19 protein-coding genes and 1 CRISPR repeat array are annotated in these 17,451 nt (G+C 70.4%); of the genes, 11 read left to right on the top strand and 8 right to left on the bottom strand.

Going from position 1 to position 17,451, the window contains the following annotated elements; genetic code table 11:
- The first annotated feature begins 78 nt into the window (after window positions 1-78).
- Window positions 79-411: a hypothetical protein gene (locus ACZ69I_RS33575; protein WP_470836362.1), complete on the top strand. Its 333-nt coding sequence runs from the start codon at window positions 79-81 to the stop codon at window positions 409-411.
- Between the two features lie 365 nt (window positions 412-776).
- Here ACZ69I_RS33575 and ACZ69I_RS33580 read toward each other — a convergent pair whose 3' ends face one another.
- The 3 genes from ACZ69I_RS33580 to ACZ69I_RS33590 form a co-directional block, all read right to left on the bottom strand.
- Window positions 777-1,466, bottom strand: a complete 690-nt coding sequence (locus tag ACZ69I_RS33580) for a hypothetical protein (protein WP_470836364.1) — start codon at window positions 1,464-1,466, stop codon at window positions 777-779.
- Between the two features lie 45 nt (window positions 1,467-1,511).
- A complete protein-coding gene (locus tag ACZ69I_RS33585; RefSeq protein ID WP_470836366.1) occupies window positions 1,512-1,817 on the bottom strand; it encodes a hypothetical protein in 306 nt (101 codons plus the stop codon).
- 326 nt (window positions 1,818-2,143) lie between these two features.
- Window positions 2,144-2,875 carry a 5-formyltetrahydrofolate cyclo-ligase gene (locus tag ACZ69I_RS33590; RefSeq protein ID WP_470836367.1) on the bottom strand — a complete coding sequence of 244 codons (732 nt, stop codon included), beginning with the start codon at window positions 2,873-2,875 and terminating at the stop codon, window positions 2,144-2,146.
- 135 nt (window positions 2,876-3,010) lie between these two features.
- A CRISPR array of direct repeats spans window positions 3,011-3,406; the repeat unit is 29 nt; unit sequence GGGACCACCCCCGCGCGTACGGGGAGCAC.
- Between the two features lie 373 nt (window positions 3,407-3,779).
- On the opposite strand from ACZ69I_RS33590, the gene ACZ69I_RS33595 reads away from it, so the two are divergent.
- Window positions 3,780-5,186 carry an RNA-guided endonuclease InsQ/TnpB family protein gene (locus tag ACZ69I_RS33595; RefSeq protein ID WP_470836369.1) on the top strand — a complete coding sequence of 469 codons (1,407 nt, stop codon included), beginning with the start codon at window positions 3,780-3,782 and terminating at the stop codon, window positions 5,184-5,186.
- A 302-nt stretch (window positions 5,187-5,488) separates the two neighbouring features.
- A complete protein-coding gene (locus ACZ69I_RS33600) occupies window positions 5,489-6,124 on the top strand; it encodes a uridine kinase family protein (RefSeq protein WP_467670137.1) in 636 nt (211 codons plus the stop codon).
- Window positions 6,125-6,261: 137 nt separating this feature from the next.
- Here ACZ69I_RS33600 and ACZ69I_RS33605 read toward each other — a convergent pair whose 3' ends face one another.
- The gene (locus ACZ69I_RS33605) at window positions 6,262-6,999 is read right to left on the bottom strand and encodes a SigE family RNA polymerase sigma factor (RefSeq protein ID WP_467670139.1); all 738 of its coding nucleotides are present in this window, start codon (window positions 6,997-6,999) and stop codon (window positions 6,262-6,264) included.
- A 229-nt stretch (window positions 7,000-7,228) separates the two neighbouring features.
- On the opposite strand from ACZ69I_RS33605, the gene afsQ1 reads away from it, so the two are divergent.
- The 5 genes from afsQ1 (at window position 7,229) to ACZ69I_RS33630 (ending at window position 10,949) form a co-directional block, all read left to right on the top strand.
- Entirely contained in the window at window positions 7,229-7,906 is a 678-nt protein-coding gene (gene afsQ1, locus ACZ69I_RS33610; RefSeq protein WP_030779097.1) for a two-component system response regulator AfsQ1, read from the top strand.
- Window positions 7,903-9,459 (top strand): ATP-binding protein, encoded by a 1,557-nt coding sequence (locus ACZ69I_RS33615; protein ID WP_467670142.1) that lies wholly within the window; start codon window positions 7,903-7,905, stop codon window positions 9,457-9,459. Before afsQ1 ends, ACZ69I_RS33615 begins: the two co-directional genes overlap by 4 nt.
- On the top strand, window positions 9,456-10,055 hold the full coding sequence (locus ACZ69I_RS33620) for a hypothetical protein (RefSeq protein WP_467670144.1): 600 nt from the start codon (window positions 9,456-9,458) through the stop codon (window positions 10,053-10,055). The genes ACZ69I_RS33615 and ACZ69I_RS33620 overlap by 4 nt, the downstream gene beginning before the upstream one ends.
- Before the next feature lie 43 nt (window positions 10,056-10,098).
- Window positions 10,099-10,656, top strand: a complete 558-nt coding sequence (locus tag ACZ69I_RS33625; RefSeq protein ID WP_470836371.1) for a VanZ family protein — start codon at window positions 10,099-10,101, stop codon at window positions 10,654-10,656.
- Between the two features lie 92 nt (window positions 10,657-10,748).
- Window positions 10,749-10,949 carry a PspC domain-containing protein gene (locus ACZ69I_RS33630; protein ID WP_467670148.1) on the top strand — a complete coding sequence of 67 codons (201 nt, stop codon included), beginning with the start codon at window positions 10,749-10,751 and terminating at the stop codon, window positions 10,947-10,949.
- Between the two features lie 73 nt (window positions 10,950-11,022).
- Here the strand turns inward: ACZ69I_RS33630 and ACZ69I_RS33635 are convergent, their stop codons facing one another.
- Together ACZ69I_RS33635 and ACZ69I_RS33640 are read right to left on the bottom strand one after the other, a co-directional pair.
- Window positions 11,023-11,406 (bottom strand): ATP-binding protein, encoded by a 384-nt coding sequence (locus ACZ69I_RS33635; protein WP_467670150.1) that lies wholly within the window; start codon window positions 11,404-11,406, stop codon window positions 11,023-11,025.
- Window positions 11,407-11,588: 182 nt separating this feature from the next.
- Window positions 11,589-12,758 carry an adenosine deaminase gene (locus ACZ69I_RS33640; RefSeq protein WP_470836373.1) on the bottom strand — a complete coding sequence of 390 codons (1,170 nt, stop codon included), beginning with the start codon at window positions 12,756-12,758 and terminating at the stop codon, window positions 11,589-11,591.
- A gap of 102 nt (window positions 12,759-12,860) precedes the next feature.
- On the opposite strand from ACZ69I_RS33640, the gene ACZ69I_RS33645 reads away from it, so the two are divergent.
- Window positions 12,861-13,625 carry an alpha/beta hydrolase gene (locus ACZ69I_RS33645; protein WP_470836374.1) on the top strand — a complete coding sequence of 255 codons (765 nt, stop codon included), beginning with the start codon at window positions 12,861-12,863 and terminating at the stop codon, window positions 13,623-13,625.
- Window positions 13,626-13,672: 47 nt separating this feature from the next.
- Here ACZ69I_RS33645 and ACZ69I_RS33650 read toward each other — a convergent pair whose 3' ends face one another.
- Window positions 13,673-14,641, bottom strand: coding sequence for a LysR family transcriptional regulator (locus ACZ69I_RS33650; RefSeq protein ID WP_470836376.1), 969 nt, complete (start codon window positions 14,639-14,641; stop codon window positions 13,673-13,675).
- A gap of 62 nt (window positions 14,642-14,703) precedes the next feature.
- Here ACZ69I_RS33650 and ACZ69I_RS33655 point away from each other — a divergent pair, with 62 nt between their 5' ends.
- Together ACZ69I_RS33655 and ACZ69I_RS33660 are read left to right on the top strand one after the other, a co-directional pair.
- Window positions 14,704-16,005 (top strand): MFS transporter, encoded by a 1,302-nt coding sequence (locus ACZ69I_RS33655; protein ID WP_470836378.1) that lies wholly within the window; start codon window positions 14,704-14,706, stop codon window positions 16,003-16,005.
- A 111-nt stretch (window positions 16,006-16,116) separates the two neighbouring features.
- Entirely contained in the window at window positions 16,117-17,100 is a 984-nt protein-coding gene (locus ACZ69I_RS33660) for a sigma-70 family RNA polymerase sigma factor (RefSeq protein ID WP_470836379.1), read from the top strand.
- On the opposite strand, the gene ACZ69I_RS33665 is transcribed toward ACZ69I_RS33660, so the two are convergent.
- A complete protein-coding gene (locus ACZ69I_RS33665; protein ID WP_467670162.1) occupies window positions 17,011-17,382 on the bottom strand; it encodes an STAS domain-containing protein in 372 nt (123 codons plus the stop codon). The two genes, ACZ69I_RS33660 and ACZ69I_RS33665, sit on opposite strands and share 90 nt — an antisense overlap.
- Window positions 17,383-17,451: the final 69 nt, after the last annotated feature.

The following is a 17,451-nucleotide window of genomic DNA, read 5'->3' on the forward strand; positions in this document are numbered from 1 at the left end:
TGGCCGACGGACCCGCACCATGGGACCTTGGCGCCCTGTCGGCGGAATTGGCCGAACCGATGCGCGTGGCTCGATGCCGTGTGCCGCTGGCTGAACCAGACGTACGCATGGCAGCCGCAGGACGTCATCCCTCCCTGCTGGGCCAAGCACGAGGTCCTGGCCTACGAGATCGCGGCGCTGGCCTTCGCCAGGGAAGACGCATACGCGGAGGCTGGCTCGGCGGTGACCTGGCACGAGCAGTACAACCGCTTCCTCACACGGATGAGCAAGACCTTGGGCACGGCAGGTGACGACTGCCGGGTGGGGAAACACGACGAGCGCCCGGCACGATTCCAGCTCGAAGCCTGGCCCGCCTCGGCCAACGGTGACCTCGGCCGCGCGAAGCGAACTGAGGAGACGGGGGAATGCTGACGAACCTCCACCTGGTCTTCTCGGTAGACCCCAACCACGGGCTCGTGGCACGGAGCGGCTGGGAACAGGAAGAGGCAAGGGCAGTCCTCCGCGACCCCGGCTGGGAGTGGAGGGAGGAGCTGCACGCGCTGGTTCCCCCCAACGACGTCTCCGAGATGGACGCAGGCGGGCAAGCGGTCGCGGAGTTGCACCTTCACGGGCAGCGCACCGGGTATTCGATGGGGCCGTACGGCACGATGCGGCTGTCCTCGGCGCGCGCGGAGCAGGTCCTCACGGTGGCTACGGCTCGGACCGACTCCGAGCCGGCGCCTGCCACGACCGAGCCGAGCCGCGCACAAGCGGAATCGCGGAGGCCCGCGAACTGCTCATGCCCACCTGGTCAGGTCATAGACCGCGTCACACAGCGGATCCGCGGCCTCGTCGACGCGATGTGCGGGAAGGGTCTCGCGGTCATCGGGGTTGAGGATGGCCATGAGCTTGGCTGAGACCCACCAGCCCACGTTGCGGAGCTGGCGGGTGTCATCGTCGTACAACGCAACGTCCACGCCAATGGTGCCGTAGTCGCAGCTCAGGTAGAGACGCAGGACGGCGGGCGTGCGCAGGTCGAAGCCCACGAGGTGGTACAGACCCGGGGCTGCGGAGGCTGCCGCGTCATGCCAAAGGGGGTCACCCACCAGGTCGGCGATCACGTAGTCGAGCGCGTCCTGAGTTGTGACTTCGCTGTTTCTGGTCAGGAGGCCTGCGGATTCCAGCCCTGCGGCGTCGACTACCCGCAGGCCCTCATCGCTGCGGGTGTAGGAGAGGTCTTCAGCCAAAGCCTGCTGTGCTACGTGACGCAGGGCCCCGACATACCACCAATCGCCGATCTGCTGTCCGTCCGGCCATCGTTCGGGCAGGTCCACGAGGACCGGGTCGGCAGTCGAACTTGCCAGCCGGACCCGGTAGCGGTCGCTGCCAATCCGGTGGGCAGCGTGAATGTAGTAGTCCGTCCCTGGAAGCGGGGCGCCGATGAAGCGGCGAAGCGTCAGCACGACGCGGGCCGGGAAATCGTCCATGTCTCCAGAATCCTCCGACTCGCGTCTGCTGACTGCACGTACCGGTCAGATGTTGTTGACCCAGTCAGGACACAGTGTCTGACCCTTGCAGAAGGAAGTGATGGTCCCGATGGGCCGCCCGTCGGGAGTGTGGACGCCTCCAGGCCCCTTCTCACCTCGCTCAGCACTGCTCAGAATGTTCATGCGAACGTGACTGCCGCTGGTGATGACGCCGTCGTACTCGGCGCGCTTACCGTGGACACGGTCAACTACGCCGGGCCCCTCTGCGTCGGCGGTGTTCCCCGGGAGCGGCACCCCCTCACTCAACGCCCGCTGCACACCGCACTCTTCGACGTACTCGTCGTTGGACATCACCTGGACATCAGTCGACCCGCGGGGGTGCCGGTGTCCTCCCCTGCGGCAGAGGCTGCCCCCGGTGTCAGCACTGCCGTAAGGCAAGCGACGGCAGTACCAGCCATCGCGGTCTTGTGTAACAAGCGCACGAACGTTCCCTCAGTAACTCAGGCCCTTTCAAGGGCCGAGCGCCCATCCCTGCCATCGCCCTGCGCGCTGGCTACTCAAGTCCCCTGGCCCCCAGGACGGCCCCTTGGCTGCTGCGCATCCCCGCCCGGACCACCGACGCAAGGCTTGGGCCAACCTTTAACAGACAGCTCCAGCTCCTTGGCTCCCTTCTCGAGTCATCGATCGTGTGCCGGAGCCCGTGCTGCGAGCACAGGGATGGACGCGATCTTGTCTGCGTCCAGATGCGCCCACACCAACCCGGCCGGCCGGTGGGACGCAGGGCAGGAGATGACTTCGTCCGGGGTGACGATCAGGTCTACACCGAAGTCGTGACCGGTCGCCGGCAACTCCTCGTCGAGCACTTGGAGGGAGAGGACCGTCGATACGACGACAGTCTGCTCACTGATGAGGCCTGCTTCCATCAGGAAGGCAAACTCCAGGTCCGAGTAACCCGCGCCCTTGCCGATACGTACGCCCTGACGGTTCACCGCAACACTCCCCACAACGACCATGTCCACGGGCCCAAGTGCGGAGACGTCCACTCGCGGCGCCACACTGGCCGCCACCTTGCTCGATGCTGCCTCGCTCGGTGAGACGGACAGCTTCGCCGGGTCGAGGAGGTAGAACGGCCGGGCGTCGGGGAGCTTCGGGACCGCCATAAACACCGTCTTGCCCTCAGCAAGGGCACTTGCCCGGGCGGGCAACTGTGCCTTGTCAGGCACTGCTTTGATGACGCGCGCGTCCCGCCAGACCGAAAGTTCAGCAAGTCGGTCCGCCGCGGCCTGTGCGCCGATGAAATTCGGGATCCGGCCGCGCATGGTGTCGTTGAGGGCGGCTCCCCGCGCATCGAGCGTCTGCCAGACACGCTCACGAACTCGCTGTTTCTCGTCATCCACCTGTGTGCGCACGCCGGGCTCCTTCATGCGGTGGTCACGCCGCTTCCATCAACGTCATGAGCTGGCCCTGGGCTTCCTGAACCACCAGCTCGTTGCGCCACGGACGCAGTCTCGGGCGGCACGGTAACCGGCGATCTTTCCGATTTCGGGACCACCCCCGCGCGTACGGGGAGCACCCCTGTACCTTCTCGAAGCCAGTGATCAACAGGGGACCACCCCCCGTGCGTACGGGGAGCACTGCCACTTCGACTCGATGGAGACCCAGTGCCCGGGACCACCCCCGTGCGTACGGGGAGCACACCGACATCGTCCTGGGCCAAATCGCTTACCAGGGACCACCCCCGCGCGTACGGGGAGCACGCGCTGGGCCATCGCCTGAGGGAAGTGGGCGAGGGACCACCCCCGCGCGTACGGGGAGCACCGACCGCACCTGAGCGGCATCCTGCGGGTCGAGGGACCACCCCCGCGCGTACGGGGAGCACCGTGCACCTGCCCCAAGGTCAGCTGCGGGGCCGGGACCACCCCCGCGCGTACGGGGAGCACAGGCCGCGACCTGGGGTTCCGTCCCACCATCATGGGGTTCTCATGCACTTTGGCAGAGTCGGGCATTGGGTGCATTCCGGCGCACGCACTTGTGGGGTGGGCGGCTAGGTTTCCCTGCCGCGCTGCCCTACCTCCCGGTGAGGGCTTCCCGCTTCTTCCCTCAAGGGGGTCTCCTGCCCTGCCCGGCCGCGTAATGGGCCGGGACTTGTGGTGCAGTCCACGGGCGCATCGAACCCCCGTCCGGGGGCCAGACCCGCCCCCGTAGGAGCGAGCGAAGTAGACACTACCCGAAGGCTCCCGCAGCAACCGTCGAATGTCTCAACGACCCTTCGTGTAAGGCGAATTGTCAGTGGCGGGTGGAACACTCCCCGCCGTGACTAAGGACCATGAGACGTCAACTCGCGTCGTGCGACTGCCGCTTGACCCCGCGGCTGACCAAGTCGAGATCTTGCAGCGGTATGCGACGGCGTCGCGCTGCTGCTACAACTTCGCCTTCGGGCTGAAGAACGCCGCGCAGCAACGCTGGTTTCGCTACCGTGCCGCGCTGGAGGCGACAGGACTGCCGCGGCAGGAGGCCACGGCCAAGGCCGAGGCGGAGGGGCCGACAATGCCGCGCCAATTCGACATCCAGCGCATCTTCCTCGCCGTGCGGGACAAGCCGCTCATGGGCCCCTATCTCGAAGGCGTCGAAGGCCCGGTGTACCGCTTCCGGTGGTGGGACGGTGTGAACGCCATGGTGTGCCAGCAAGCCTTTCGCGACGTGGATAGAGCGTGGGCGAACTGGCAGTCGTCTCTGTCGGGGAAGCGGCGCGGGCCACGCATGGGGTACCCGCAGCCCAAGCATCCGCAGAGGAGCCGGGACTCCTTCCGCATGTTCAGCGTCCGCCTGTCCCCCGGTGATCTGCGGCATGTCCGCATCGGTGGCGAGCGGCGCCCGGGAGGGCAGAAGGCGTTTCATGTGCGCCTACACCGCTCGGCTCGACCTCTCGCTCACCTCCTCGCGGACGGCGGAGCGATCAAGGGCGTTACGGTCTCCCGCGAAGGGCTCCGCTGGTTCGCCTCCTTCAACGTATCGGTGCCGATGCCCGAGCCCGCCAGGCCGACCCGGCGGCAACGCGAGAAGGGCACCGTCGGTGTCGACCTCGGCGTCGAGGTGGTCGCTGCGACCTCCACGCCACTCGCCATCGGGCCCAACGCCGCGACCGATCTGCACGCCAACCCCCGCCACCTTGATCGTGCCAGGCATCAACTACGCACCTGGGAGCGCCGCAAGGCCCGCCGTCACGTGAAGGGCAAACCCGCGCGGCTCCAGTCGAAAGGCTGGTGGGAGGCCAAGGAAAGGGTCGCCGCACTCCATGCGCTGGTCGCTCAACGCCGCGCAACCGCCCAGCACCTGCTGACGAAACGGCTCACCACTCAGTTCGCCGGCCTCGCAATCGAGGACCTGAAGGTGAAGAACCTGACCAAGTCCGCGAAGGGGACCGTCGAAGCGCCGGGCAAGAATGTCGCCGCGAAGGCCGGACTCAACCGCGCGATCCTCGCGGTCGGCTTCGGAGAGATCCGTCGCCAGCTCGAATACAAGGCACACCTGTACGGCGCCGAGCTGGTCGTGGTGAACCCCGCCTACACCTCGCAGACGTGCCACCGATGCGGTCACGTGGACGCCAAGAGCCGTCGCAGCCGCTCGCTCTTCGTGTGCACCGGATGCGGCCACGCCACCCACGCCGATATCGGAGCTGCCCATGACATCCACGACCGAGCCCGCTTCAACACCACCTAGACGTGACTGCGAACGACCGTGGGTTGGTCGGCTTCGATACAGACCCTGCGCAGAGGGCGATCCGCCCAGGATTGGCACCTGTCTGGGCACACTTTTGGAGCCTCGGTTGATAATGACTCCCGACCACACTGACGGGCCGTGTCGGGAGATGCGGACCAACGGGCCGCCTGGGTCCTGCTCGATCCTGCGCACGTGTGCGCACGCCCCCAGGATCGAGCAGGACCCAGGCGGGTCGAACCGGAGGGAAATCGGCACCAATGTCCGCTTCGCCAGCAAAACCCCAGGTGAAAAGGGTCACAGGATTGGGTTCCCATCCCCCGATACCGACCCGCGTCGTGCTGCTCGCGGGCCCCTCCGGCTCGGGCAAGTCCTCCTTCGCGGCCCGCTGCGGGCTGCCCGTCCTGTGTCTGGACGACTTCTACAAGGAGCACGACGACCCCACGCTGCCGCAGGTGCCGGGCAGTTCGGACATCGACTGGGACTCCGCCGGATCCTGGGACGCGGACGTGGCGGTCGCCGCGATCGAGGAGCTGTGCCGTACGGGGCGCACGAAGGTGCCGGTGTACGACATCGCGACCAGCTCGCGCGTCGGCCGGGAGGCGCTGGACGTCGGGCGTACGCCGCTGTTCATCGCTGAGGGCATCTTCGCGGCGGACATCGTGCGGCGGTGCGAGGAGCTCGGCGTGCTCGCCGACGCGATCTGCCTGCGGGGCAGGCCCGCGACCACGTTCCGGCGGCGGCTTCTGCGGGACCTGCGCGAGGGGCGCAAGTCCGTGCCGTTCCTGCTGCGGCGGGGGTGGCGGCTCATGCGGGCCGAGCGCACCATCGTGGCGCGCCAGACCGAGCTGGGCGCCCACCCCTGCGGCAAGGAGGAGGCGCTGGGCCGGGTCGCCGCCGCGGCGGCGGGCCGCCACGTGAGGGCGCGGGCCAAGGCCTGAGAACCCGAAAAGCAGAAGGACCGGAAAGGCCCCCCGCCTTCCGGTCCCGCCGCTTGATCCCCCCGTGCTTTCCCCCGTGTCCCCCCTGCTCCCGCCGCGTCCCCCCGGAGCGGCGGCCCCCGTGTCTCCCCCTGCCCTCAGGCGACCAACTCGCCGAAGGACTCCTCCTGGTCACGGCCGAAGCTGAGGACCTCGTCCTCGCGCAGCCGGCGGAGCGACCGCCAGATGCTGGACTTCACCGTGCCCACGCTGATGTCGAGGATGTCCGCGATCTCCGGGTCGGTGCGGCCCTCGTAGTAACGGAGGACCAGCATCGTGCGCTGGAGTTCGGGCAGCCGGGCCAGGGCCTGCCACAGCACGGCGCGCAGCTCGGTGCCGCGCATCGCGTCCGTGTCGCCCACCGTCTCCGGCAGCTCCTCGGTCGGGTACTCGTTCAGCTTGCGGCGGCGCCACGCGCTGATGTGCAGATTGGTCATGGTGCGGCGGAGGTAGCCCCCCACCGCGGCCTTGTCGCTGATCCTGTCCCAGGCCCGGTACGTCGAGAAGAGGGCGCTCTGCAGCAGGTCCTCGGCCTCGAAGCGGTCACCGGTCAGGTGGTAGGCGGTTGCGTACAGGGAGGCGCGGCGCTCCCGCACGTAGGCGGTGAACTCCGCCTCCGACAGGGACTTCCGCTCCCCCGAGCCCTCCCCGTACGCGACTGCCCCGTCCGTTCCCCCGTGAGCCGCGTGTCCCCCGTGGCTCCCCTGGAACGTGTCGACCACCGTCATGATCGCGGTGTGCTGACGCCCGGTGCCGCGAGCGCACCCCCGCCCCCGCCCGACGTCGTGGAGACGCGTGACAACTGCGCGTGAGCTGGTGCTGTGCAGCGTATTCATCTTGCGCCCCCCGTCGGTGGAGTCTGCCGTGCTTCTTGCTGGTGACCTGAACTCTGCCGGAGGCACTTCATGACGGTGTCCGTCGACTGTCACAGGCCTGTCACAGGGGTTCGGGAGGGCTTCCACCTGTGAAGTTCGCGTGTGGGTACGGGTACCTACCAGGCCTTTAGGGACCCGGGGAGGGGCCAGTAGTCGAACTGGGGCCGTGGCATGGGACAGAATGACGTCCGTGCCTTCCCTGTTGCTGATCGAGGACGACGACGCCATCCGGACGGCCCTGGAGCTTTCGCTCACGCGCCAGGGGCACCGGGTGGCCACTGCTGCCACCGGCGAGGACGGCCTGAAGCTGCTCGGTGAGCAGCGGCCGGACCTGATCGTGCTGGATGTGATGCTGCCGGGCATCGACGGGTTCGAGGTGTGCCGTCGCATCCGGCGCACCGACCAGCTGCCGATCATCCTGCTGACCGCGCGCAGCGACGACATCGACGTGGTGGTGGGCCTGGAGTCCGGCGCCGACGACTATGTCGTCAAACCCGTGCAGGGGCGCGTCCTCGACGCCCGGATCCGGGCCGTGCTGCGGCGCGGCGAGCGCGAGGCCAATGACGCGGCGACGTTCGGTTCGCTCGTCATCGACCGCGCCGCGATGACCGTGACGAAGAACGGCGAGGACCTGCAGCTCACGCCGACCGAGCTGCGGCTGCTCCTGGAGCTGAGCCGCAGGCCCGGCCAGGCCCTGTCGCGGCAGCAGTTGCTGCGTCTGGTGTGGGAGCACGACTACCTCGGTGACTCGCGGCTCGTCGACGCGTGCGTGCAGCGGCTGCGCGCCAAGGTCGAGGACGTGCCCTCGTCGCCGACCCTGATCCGTACGGTGCGCGGCGTCGGATACCGGCTGGACACGCCTCAGTGACCAAACCGCACGACAAGCTCCGCGGCTGGGCCGCGGCGCGCAAGGCGATACTGGCGGGGCTGCGTTTCACGAGTCTGCGGTTGCGGCTCGTCGTGGTGTTCGGCCTGGTGGCGCTCACCGCCGCCGTCTCCGCGTCCGGCATCGCGTACTGGCTCAACCGCGAGGCGGTCCTGACGCGCGCCCAGGACGCGGCGCTCAAGGACTTCCGGCAGCAGCTGCAGAGCCGCGCGGGCGCGCTTCCCACCCGCCCCTCGCAGGACGAACTGCAGTCCGCCGCCGAGCAGATGGCGAGCAGCGGTCAGCGCTACAGCGTGCTCCTGGTCGCCGAGAAGAAGAACGGCGGCCAGCTCGTCGGCTACTCCGACCTGGACGCCTTCACGCTCGCCAAGGTGCCCGCGTCGCTGCAGAAGGCCGTGCACGACAAGCAGCAGCTCACCTCCGGCAACAAGAGCCCGTACCACCTGTACTGGCAGCGGATCGACGACCACGGCACCCCTTATCTGGTGGGCGGTGCCACGGTGATCGGCGGCGGCCCGACCGGCTACATGCTCAAGTCCCTGGAACCGGAGGCGAAGGACCTCAGCTCGCTGGGCTGGTCCCTCGCCATCGCCACGGGGCTCGCCCTGATCGGCTCCGCGCTGCTCGCCCAGGCCGCGGCGACGACCGTGCTGAAACCCGTACACCGCCTGGGGGTCGCCGCGCGGCGGCTCGGCGAGGGAAAGCTGGACACCCGGCTGCGGGAGTCGGGGACGGACGAACTCGCCGACCTGTCCCGGACGTTCAACAGGACCGCCGAGAACCTGGAGAAGAAGGTCGCCGACATGAGCGCCCGCGACGAGGCGTCCCGGCGCTTCGTCGCCGACATGTCCCACGAGCTGCGCACTCCGCTGACCGCGATCACCGCGGTGACGGAGGTCCTGGAGGAGGAGCTCGACGCGGAGACCGGCTCGGTGGACCCGATGATCGAGCCGGCCGTACGGCTCGTGGTGAGCGAGACCCGCAGGCTGAACGACCTCGTGGAGAACCTCATGGAGGTCACCCGCTTCGACGCGGGCACCGCGCGCCTCGTCCTGGACGACGTCGACATCGCCGACCAGATCACCGCCTGCATCGACGCGCGCGCCTGGCTGGACGCGGTCGACCTGGACGCCGAGCGCGGCATCATGGTCCGCCTAGACCCGCGCCGCCTCGACGTGATCCTGGCGAACCTCATCGGCAACGCCCTCAAGCACGGCGGTTCCCCGGTGAAGGTCTCGGTGCGCCTGGAGGACGCGAAGCTGGTCATCGCCGTACGCGACCACGGCCCCGGCATCCCGGAGGAGGTCCTGCCGCACGTCTTCGACCGCTTCTACAAAGCGAGCGCGTCCCGCCCGCGGTCCGAGGGCAGCGGACTCGGCCTCTCCATCGCCCTGGAGAACGCGCACATCCACGGCGGCGAGATCACCGCCGCCAACTGCGCGGAGGGCGGCGCGGTCTTCACGCTGTGGCTGCCGCGCGACGGCGAGGGCATCGACGGGGCCGAGGACGAAGGCGCCGAAGGGGGCGAGGCGTGAACAGGCGAAGGATGCGGGCCGTGGCCGCCGTCGCGGGGCTCACCGCCGTGCTCGCCGGGTGCGGGATCAGGCCGACCGAGGTGCCGACCGACTACGGCGCGGCGCCGTCCCGGGTGCCGTGCGTGCTTTCGGGCTCCGGCATCGCCTCGCGGTCGGGCAGCGGGGTGCCCGTGGAGGTGTTCATGGTCTGCGCGGCGCAGCTGGTGGCCGTCGACCGGAACCTGCAGATCCGTACGGACAAGGCGGCCGACGACCGGGTGCGCATCGCCCAGGCGCTCCTCGACGAGCTGGCGACGCCCCCCTCCGACCCCGAGAAGCAGGCGGGCTTCGCCACGGACGTGCGCGACGGCACCACGGTCTCCGGGCCGCGCAGGGGCGACCCGAAGGACGCGCTGCGGCTCAGCACGCCGCCGGAGGGCCTGTCGTCGTTCGCGCTCGCCCAGATCGTGTGCACGCTGGCCGACAACGCGGCGTCGGACGACCGGGCGGTGGTCATGGGCGGCCCGGGAAACAGCGGGCTGCGGCGCTACGAGTGCACCACCGAGGTCCGCTCCCGGCCCGGGAGCGTGGCGCCTCCGACGGAAACCGTCGAGTAGCCGCCGTCGCGTACCCGGAACCGATCCTGCCGCCTGTGACGTCTTGGGGAGCGTGCGTCAAGGCTCGGGCGGCCGTGTTGCCGCCATCCGCTTCCGCGCGGCGGGGGGATTCCTCCTCGCCGCGCACCTTCTGCTCGTCGCGTGGATCACGCTGCGTCCGCTGGACGTCCCGTGGGTGAGCGCCGCGAATCTGCAGCCGCTCGCCGGGATCAAGGCGGATCTGGCGATGGGCGGCGTCCAGGCGGCCCGCCGGATCGGCGAGAGCGTGCTGCTGCTGGCCCCGCTGGGTGTGCTGCTGCCGCTGGCCGGCGGCCGGGTCGTGGTCTCGCCGTGGGGGTCCCTGGTCCGCACGGTCGCCGCCGGAGCACTGATCTCCCTCGGCATCGAACTGCTGCAGACCGGGGTTCCCGGACAGGTCGTCGACATCGACTCGCTGCTCCTGAACACCCTCGGGGTCACCGTCATGCATCTCGCCGTGGTGCCCGCGGTCAGGTCCAGGATCCGTCGTGACGAGGAAGGGGAGCGCCGCCCGGCCCTCCCCCGGGAGGACCTGTCTCAGGGTGTGACCCCGACGATTCCCAGGGTCGGCATCGCACCCTAGAGCGATGTTTTGAACCGGTTCGTGAACGTACCGTCGAGGTATCGGGGCACACGGAGAGGCCTCGCCCCCTACGGTTCACGAAGGAGCCCGACATGACCGCCCTTGCCCGCCCCACCCACGGCCGGATGATCGGCGGAGTGTGCGCAGCCCTGGCCAAGCGCTTCGGCACCTCCGCGATGACGATGCGCGTCATCTTCGTCGCCTCGTGCCTGCTGCCCGGCCCGCAGTTCCTTCTCTACATCGCGCTGTGGGTCCTGCTGCCCTCCGAGAGCAAGACCCGCCAGGCCTGGTGACACAGGCGGTACGTACGCCGATGGGGCGCTCCTCACCAGAGGGGCGCCCCATCGGCGTGTGTGCCGCGTCCGGTCAGCCGAGCGGCAGACCGTTGATGCCGGTGCCGCCCAGGGGCAGGCCGCCGAGCAGGCCCGAGACCGGGGAGCTGGAGTCGCCCGACTTGGCGGGGGCGCCGGCCTTTCCGGCCGCCTTCTGCTGCTGGCCGAGGAGCATGGGCGCGGCGTTGCCGAGCGTGGGCGCGGCGGCGTTCAGGCCACCGTCGAGAGCGTTCTGTCCGGCGGCCAGGGACTCTGTGGCGCCGGCCAGGCCCCCGACGGGCACCACCGAGGAGACGGGGCCCAGGGCGGCGGTGGGGTCGGGGACTCCGGCGGCGGCGTTCGCGGCACCGGCGCCGGTGGCGGCGAAAGCGGCGCCGAGAGCGGCGACACCGAGGGTCTTGGCGGCAGACTGCTTCATCTTCAATGCGTCCTTGCGTCTTGGCGTCTGAGCTGACGGGGTTGAGCCACGGAATTGAAGGGGGTCTTTCGGCGGTTCAACGACCGTGCGCGGCCCCGATCACGGTTCGCGGGCAAAGGAAAGCGGCCGGGAGTACAGGACTCCCGGCCGCCGACGCGTCACCCAGGGGCGGACGCCTCTCCTCAGCTCTCGACAGAAGCGCTGGTCGAGACCGTCTGGCGGAACAGCCACTCGGACTTCAGCTCGGCGTAGCCGGGCTTGATCACGTCGTTGATCATGGCCAGTCGTTCATCGAAAGGAATGAATGCTGATTTCATCGCATTGACTGTGAACCACTGCATGTCGTCGAGCGTGTAGCCGAACGTGCCGACCAGGTGCTCGAATTCGAGGCTCATGCTGGTGCCCGACATCAGGCGGTTGTCGGTGTTCACGGTCGCGCGGAAGTGCAGCTTGCGCAGCAGACCGATGGGGTGCTCGGCGTACGAAGTGGCCGCGCCGGTCTGGAGGTTGGAGGTCGGGCAGAGCTCCAGCGGGATGCGCTTGTCACGGACGTACGACGCGAGGCGGCCGAGCTGGACCGAGCCGTCCTCCTCGACCTTGATGTCGTCGATGATGCGCACGCCGTGGCCGAGGCGGTCGGCGCCGCACCACTGCAGGGCCTGCCAGATCGACGGCAGGCCGAAGGCCTCGCCCGCGTGGATCGTGAAGTGGTTGTTCTCGCGCTTGAGGAACTCGAAGGCGTCGAGGTGGCGGGTGGGAGGGAAGCCCGCCTCCGCGCCCGCGATGTCGAAGCCGACGACGCCGAGGTCGCGGTAGCGGTTGGCCAGTTCGGCGATCTCCAGGGCGCGGGCCGCGTGCCGCATGGCGGTGAGCAGCGCGCCCACCCGGATGCGGTGGCCGTTGGCCTTCGCGCGGCGCTCGCCCTCGCGGAAGCCTTCGTTGACCGCCTCGACGACCTCTTCGAGGGTGAGGCCCTGCTCCAGGTGCTGCTCGGGGGCGTACCGGATCTCGGCGTAGACCACGCCGTCCTCGGCGAGGTCCTCGGCGCACTCGGCGGCCACGCGCTTGAGGGCGTCCTTCGTCTGCATCACCGCGCAGGTGTGGGCGAAGGTCTCCAGGTAGCGCTCGAGGGAGCCGGAGTCGGCCGCCTCGCGGAACCAGATCCCGAGCTTGTCGGGGTCGGTCTCGGGCAGGCCCTCGTACCCGTTCTCACGGGCGAGGTCGACGATCGTGCCGGGGCGCAGGCCGCCGTCCAGGTGGTCGTGGAGGAGCACCTTCGGGGCGCGGCGGATCTGTTCGGCGCTGGGCTTCTCACGGTCCGTGCGACCGGTCGTGTGTGTCTGGCTCGTCATTTCGGCACTCTAGCGCCTACGCGCGTAGAACTCACTGGTCGATACGTAACAGTGACCCTGCGGACGGGTGGCGTACACCATGGCTTCTGACACTGTTCTGTCATGGCACAGGACGGGACCGCGGGGCCGGCGGGCGCGGCCAGGCTCGGGCGCGTGATCGGAACGGCACCTTCGGCGGTGAGCGGGGCGGTGCTCCTGCTGCCCGGCGGCGCCGAGACGTCCACGCGCAGACCCTCGCCGCTGGCGGGCGCGGGCATGCGGGCGCTGGGGCGCAGGCTCGCCCACGACGGGCGCGCGGCGGGCCTCGCCACGCACGTCGTGCACTACGGCTGCCGCGGCTGGAACGGCGCGCAGGCACAGCTCGCCCACGACACGGCCTGGGCGGCGGACGAGATCGTACGTCTCTACGGCGACGTCCCCGTCTGCCTGGCCGGAGTGGACATGGGCGGCCGTGCGGCGCTGCGCGCGGGCGGCCACGAGGCGGTCAACTCCGTGCTGGCGATGGCACCTTGGCTGCCCGAGGACGATGTCGCCGCGCCGCCGGAGCCGGTGAAGCAGCTCGCGGGGCGGCGGGTCCTCATCGTGCACGGCACGAACGACGAGCGGACCGACCCCGAGCTGTCGTTCCGGCTCGCCGCGCGGGCGAAGAAGGCGAACCGGGACGTGTGCCGGTTCGAGGTGCACTCCGACGGGCACCGGCTGCATCAGCACCAGTCCGAAGTCCTCGCGCTGGCCTCGGACTTCGTAATGGGGACGCTCTTCGGGGCGGATTTCGCGCGGCCGCTGGAGGACGCGCTGGCGGCGCCGCCGCCGCTGGGGTTGCGGATGCCGCTCGCCTCCGGCTTCGGGCAGTCGCTTCGGAGGTGACCCGGCGACGGGGCTCGGCCGATCACCGGCTCCACCGGGGTTCGTCCTCACACGCCGGACGGGCTCGCATGCAACAGCCGTCCCTTTCTGCTCAGCAGGAACGCCTTGAACGCCGCTACCGGTGGCGTGTCCGGGTGGCCGCCCAGCCAGGCCACGCCGATCTCGCGGACCGCGCGCTGGCCGGTCACGGTCAGCTCCACGACTCCCGGGCGCGGTACGGCCGGTGGCGGCAGGAGCGCCACTCCCAGGCCCGCCGCGACCAGTCCGCGCAGCGTCTCCGCCTCCTCGCCCTCGAACGCGATGCGGGGCCGGAAGCCCGCGTCCCTGCAGAGGTCGTCCGTGATGCGGCGCAGGCCGTAGCCGGGCTCCAGCGTCACGAACGCCTCTTCCGCCGCCTCGGTGAGGCGGACCCGCTTGCGCGAGGCCAGGCGGTGGTCGTCGGGCACCACCAGACGCAGCCGCTGCTCGTCGAGGCGGCGGGCGACCAGGTCGGGGGCGTCGGGGACGGGCGAGGTGAGGCAGAGGTCGAGCTCGCCCGCGCGCAGCCGCTCGATCATCGCCTCGCCGTAGTTCTGGACGAGGCTGAACCGCACGCGCGGGTGGTCGGCGCGGAACGCGCGGATCAGGCCGGGCACCGTCTCCGAGCCCATGGTGTGCAGGAAGCCGAAGGCGACCTTGCCGGACTCCGGGTCGGCGTCCGCGCGGACCGACTCGGCGGCGCGCTCCACTTCGCCGAGCGCCCGCTCGACCGAGCCGAGGAAGGTGCGGCCCGCCGGGGTGAGCGAGACCGTGCGGCCGCGTCGGGCGAACAGGTCGACGCCGAGGTCGCGTTCGAGCCGGACGAGTGCGCGGGAGAGCGTCGACTGGGGGATGCCCATCCGGTGGGCGGCGCGCGTCACGTGCTCGGTGCGGGCGACGCCCGCGAAGTAGGCGAGGCGCGGCGCGAGCAGCGTCACGATGTCCTCCGGGTCACTGTTCTGTGACACGTGCGGCTGTGACCTGTGCTGATGCTGCATGGAATGGATTATGGCGTTTCCATGCATTGGACGCATCAAAAACCCGGCCGTACGTTCGTGGCATGCCTGCTGCCAGTACTGGGGCGCCCGCCATCCATGCGGTCGCCCCCGCCCCGTCGTCCCCCTCCCCCGCCGCCCCGGCACCCGACTCCCGGCTGACCCCGGGCGGGCCCGGCTACCGCCGGATGAGCTTCGCGCTCTTCCTCGCCGGGGTCGCCACCTTCGCCCTCCTCTACTCCACGCAGGCCCTCCTCCCCCTCGTCTCCGCCGACTTCGGCGTGAGCGCGAGCACGGCGAGCTGGACGGTGTCGGGGGCGACGGGCGCACTGGCTCTCTTCGTCCTGCCGCTGAGCGCGCTCAGCGAGCGCTTCGGGCGGCGCGCGATGATGACCGCCTCGCTGGCCGTCGCCGTCGCCGTCGGCCTCCTCGTCCCCTTCGCCCCCTCGGTCGAGGTGCTGATCGCGCTGCGCGCCGTGCAGGGCGCCGCCCTCGCCGGGCTGCCCGCCTCCGCGATGGCGTTCCTCGCCGAGGAGGTGCGGCCCAAGGCGCTGGTCGCCGCGATCGGCATGTTCGTGGCGGGCAACTCGATCGGCGGGATGAGCGGGCGCATCGTCACCGGCTGGGTCGCGCAGGCCTGGGGCTGGCGCGCGGCGGTCGGCGTGGTGGGCGTCGTCGCGGTGCTGTGCGCGGTCGCCTTCCGCGTCCTGCTGCCCGCGCCGCGGCACTTCACCCCGGGCCCGCTCAGCCCCCGGGCCCTCGCGCGTACGGTGCGCGGCCACCTGTCGAACCCGCTGCTCCGCAGGCTGTACGCGATCGGCGCGCTCTTCATGACCGTCTTCGGCGCGGTCTACACGGTGATCGGGTACCGCCTCACCGAGGCGCCGTTCTCGCTTCCGCAGGGCGTCATCGGCTCGGTCTTCCTCGTCTACCTCGTCGGCACGGTCTCCTCCGCGGCCGCCGGGAAGCTGGTGGCCCGGCTCGGGCGGCGCGGTGCGCTGTACCTGGCGGTGAGCACCACCGCCGGCGGCCTGCTGCTCTCCCTCTCCCCCTCGCTGGTCCTGGTCCTGCTCGGGCTCGTCCTGATCACCGCGGGCTTCTTCGCGGGGCACGCGGTCGCCTCCTCCTCGGTGAGCCGTACGGCCACCGAGGGGCGGGCGCAGGCTTCGGCGCTCTACCAGTCCGCGTACTACCTGGGCTCCAGCGCGGGTGGCACCCTCGGCGCGGTCGCCTTCCACGCGGGCGGCTGGGCCGGGACCGTGGGCCTCGGCGTCCTCGCGGTGCTCGGCGTCGTGTCGGTGACGGCATGGGGCTCGCACGTCGCGCGGGTGCGGGAACGGCGCACGCTCGTCGCCCGCTCCTGCTGACTGCACCCGCGGGTTTCCGCACTCCGGGGGCCGTTGTCAGTGGGCTGCGGTAGCTTCCGACGTGCTGGGCCTCACATCGGGTCCTTCACGGGATGTGCGGGGGTGGGTGGGATGAGCGACATCGCAGGGACGACGACCGAGCCGGACGGCACGCTGGAGAAGTACCGGGTCGAACTGACCGGGTACTGCTATCGGATGCTGGGCTCGGCCTTCGAGGCCGAGGACGCCGTGCAGGACACGATGGTGCGGGCCTGGCGGAGCTTCGAGAAGTTCGAGGGGCGCTCCAGCGTCCGCTCCTGGCTGTACCGCATCGCGACGAACGTCTGCCTGGACATGCTGAACGCGGGCAACCGCCGCGCCCGCCCGATGGACCTGACGGCCGCCGCCCCGCTGGCCCAGGCCGCGCTCAACCCGCGCCCCGACCACACCTGGCTGGAGCCGATGCCGGATGCCCGCGTCCTGCCGACGCCGGGCGACCCCGCCGAGGCCGCGGTGGCCAAGGAGTCGGTGCGCCTGGCGTTCGTCGCCGCCCTGCAGAGCCTGCCGCCCAAGCAGCGGGCGGTGCTGATCCTGCGCGAGGTCCTCGCCTGGAAGGCCAGTGAGGTCGCCGAGCTGATCGACACCTCCGTCGCCTCGGTGAACAGCGCGCTGCAGCGGGCCCGCGCCACCCTCGCCGAGCGCCCGGCGGACGACACGGCCGTCTCCGACCCGCTGGACGAGGAGCAGCGGAAGCTCCTCGACCGCTATGTCGCCGCCTTCGAGGGCTATGACATGGCGGCGCTCACGGCGCTGCTCGCCGAGGACGCCGTCATGACGATGCCGCCGTTCGACCTGTGGCTCCGCGGTACGGCGGACATCACGGGCTTCATGACCACGGTGGGCTCGGCGTGCGCCGACAGCCGCCTGGTCCCGGTGAACGTGAACGGCACGCCGGGCTTCGCGCACTACAAGCCCGACCCCGACAACGGCGGATTCGCCGCCTGGGCGATCCAGGTCATCGAGATCTCAGAGGGTCGGATCACCGGCTTCCACTGCTTCCTGGACACGCCCCGGTGGTTCCCGCTGTTCGGCATGCCCCTCCATCTCGACGACTAGGCCCAGGAGTTCGACGAGACCGACGAGGCCGAGGATGGCCAGCAGGGCGGGGCCGGGGTTTCTGAGACGGATCCGGCCCCCGTGCTGGCGGGCGGCGAGGTGCAGGCGGGCGATCGCGTCGACGGTGGCGAGGTCGGCGGTGGTGACGGCGCCGACGTCGCAGATCACGTCGGGTCCGCCGGGCCCGTGCCGGGCCGCCGCGACCCGCTCGCACAGGCTCGGGACGTCACCGGCGCGCAGCGGGCCTTCGATGCGGATGAGGTTCTCTTCGGGGTCGGCCATGCAGGGGGGACCGGTGCGGCGGACAAAACTCATCGGTGCGGGGCCGCGCGGCGGGGGCGTTGGCGGTAT

This window comes from Streptomyces sp. NPDC036815 (assembly GCF_055609205.1).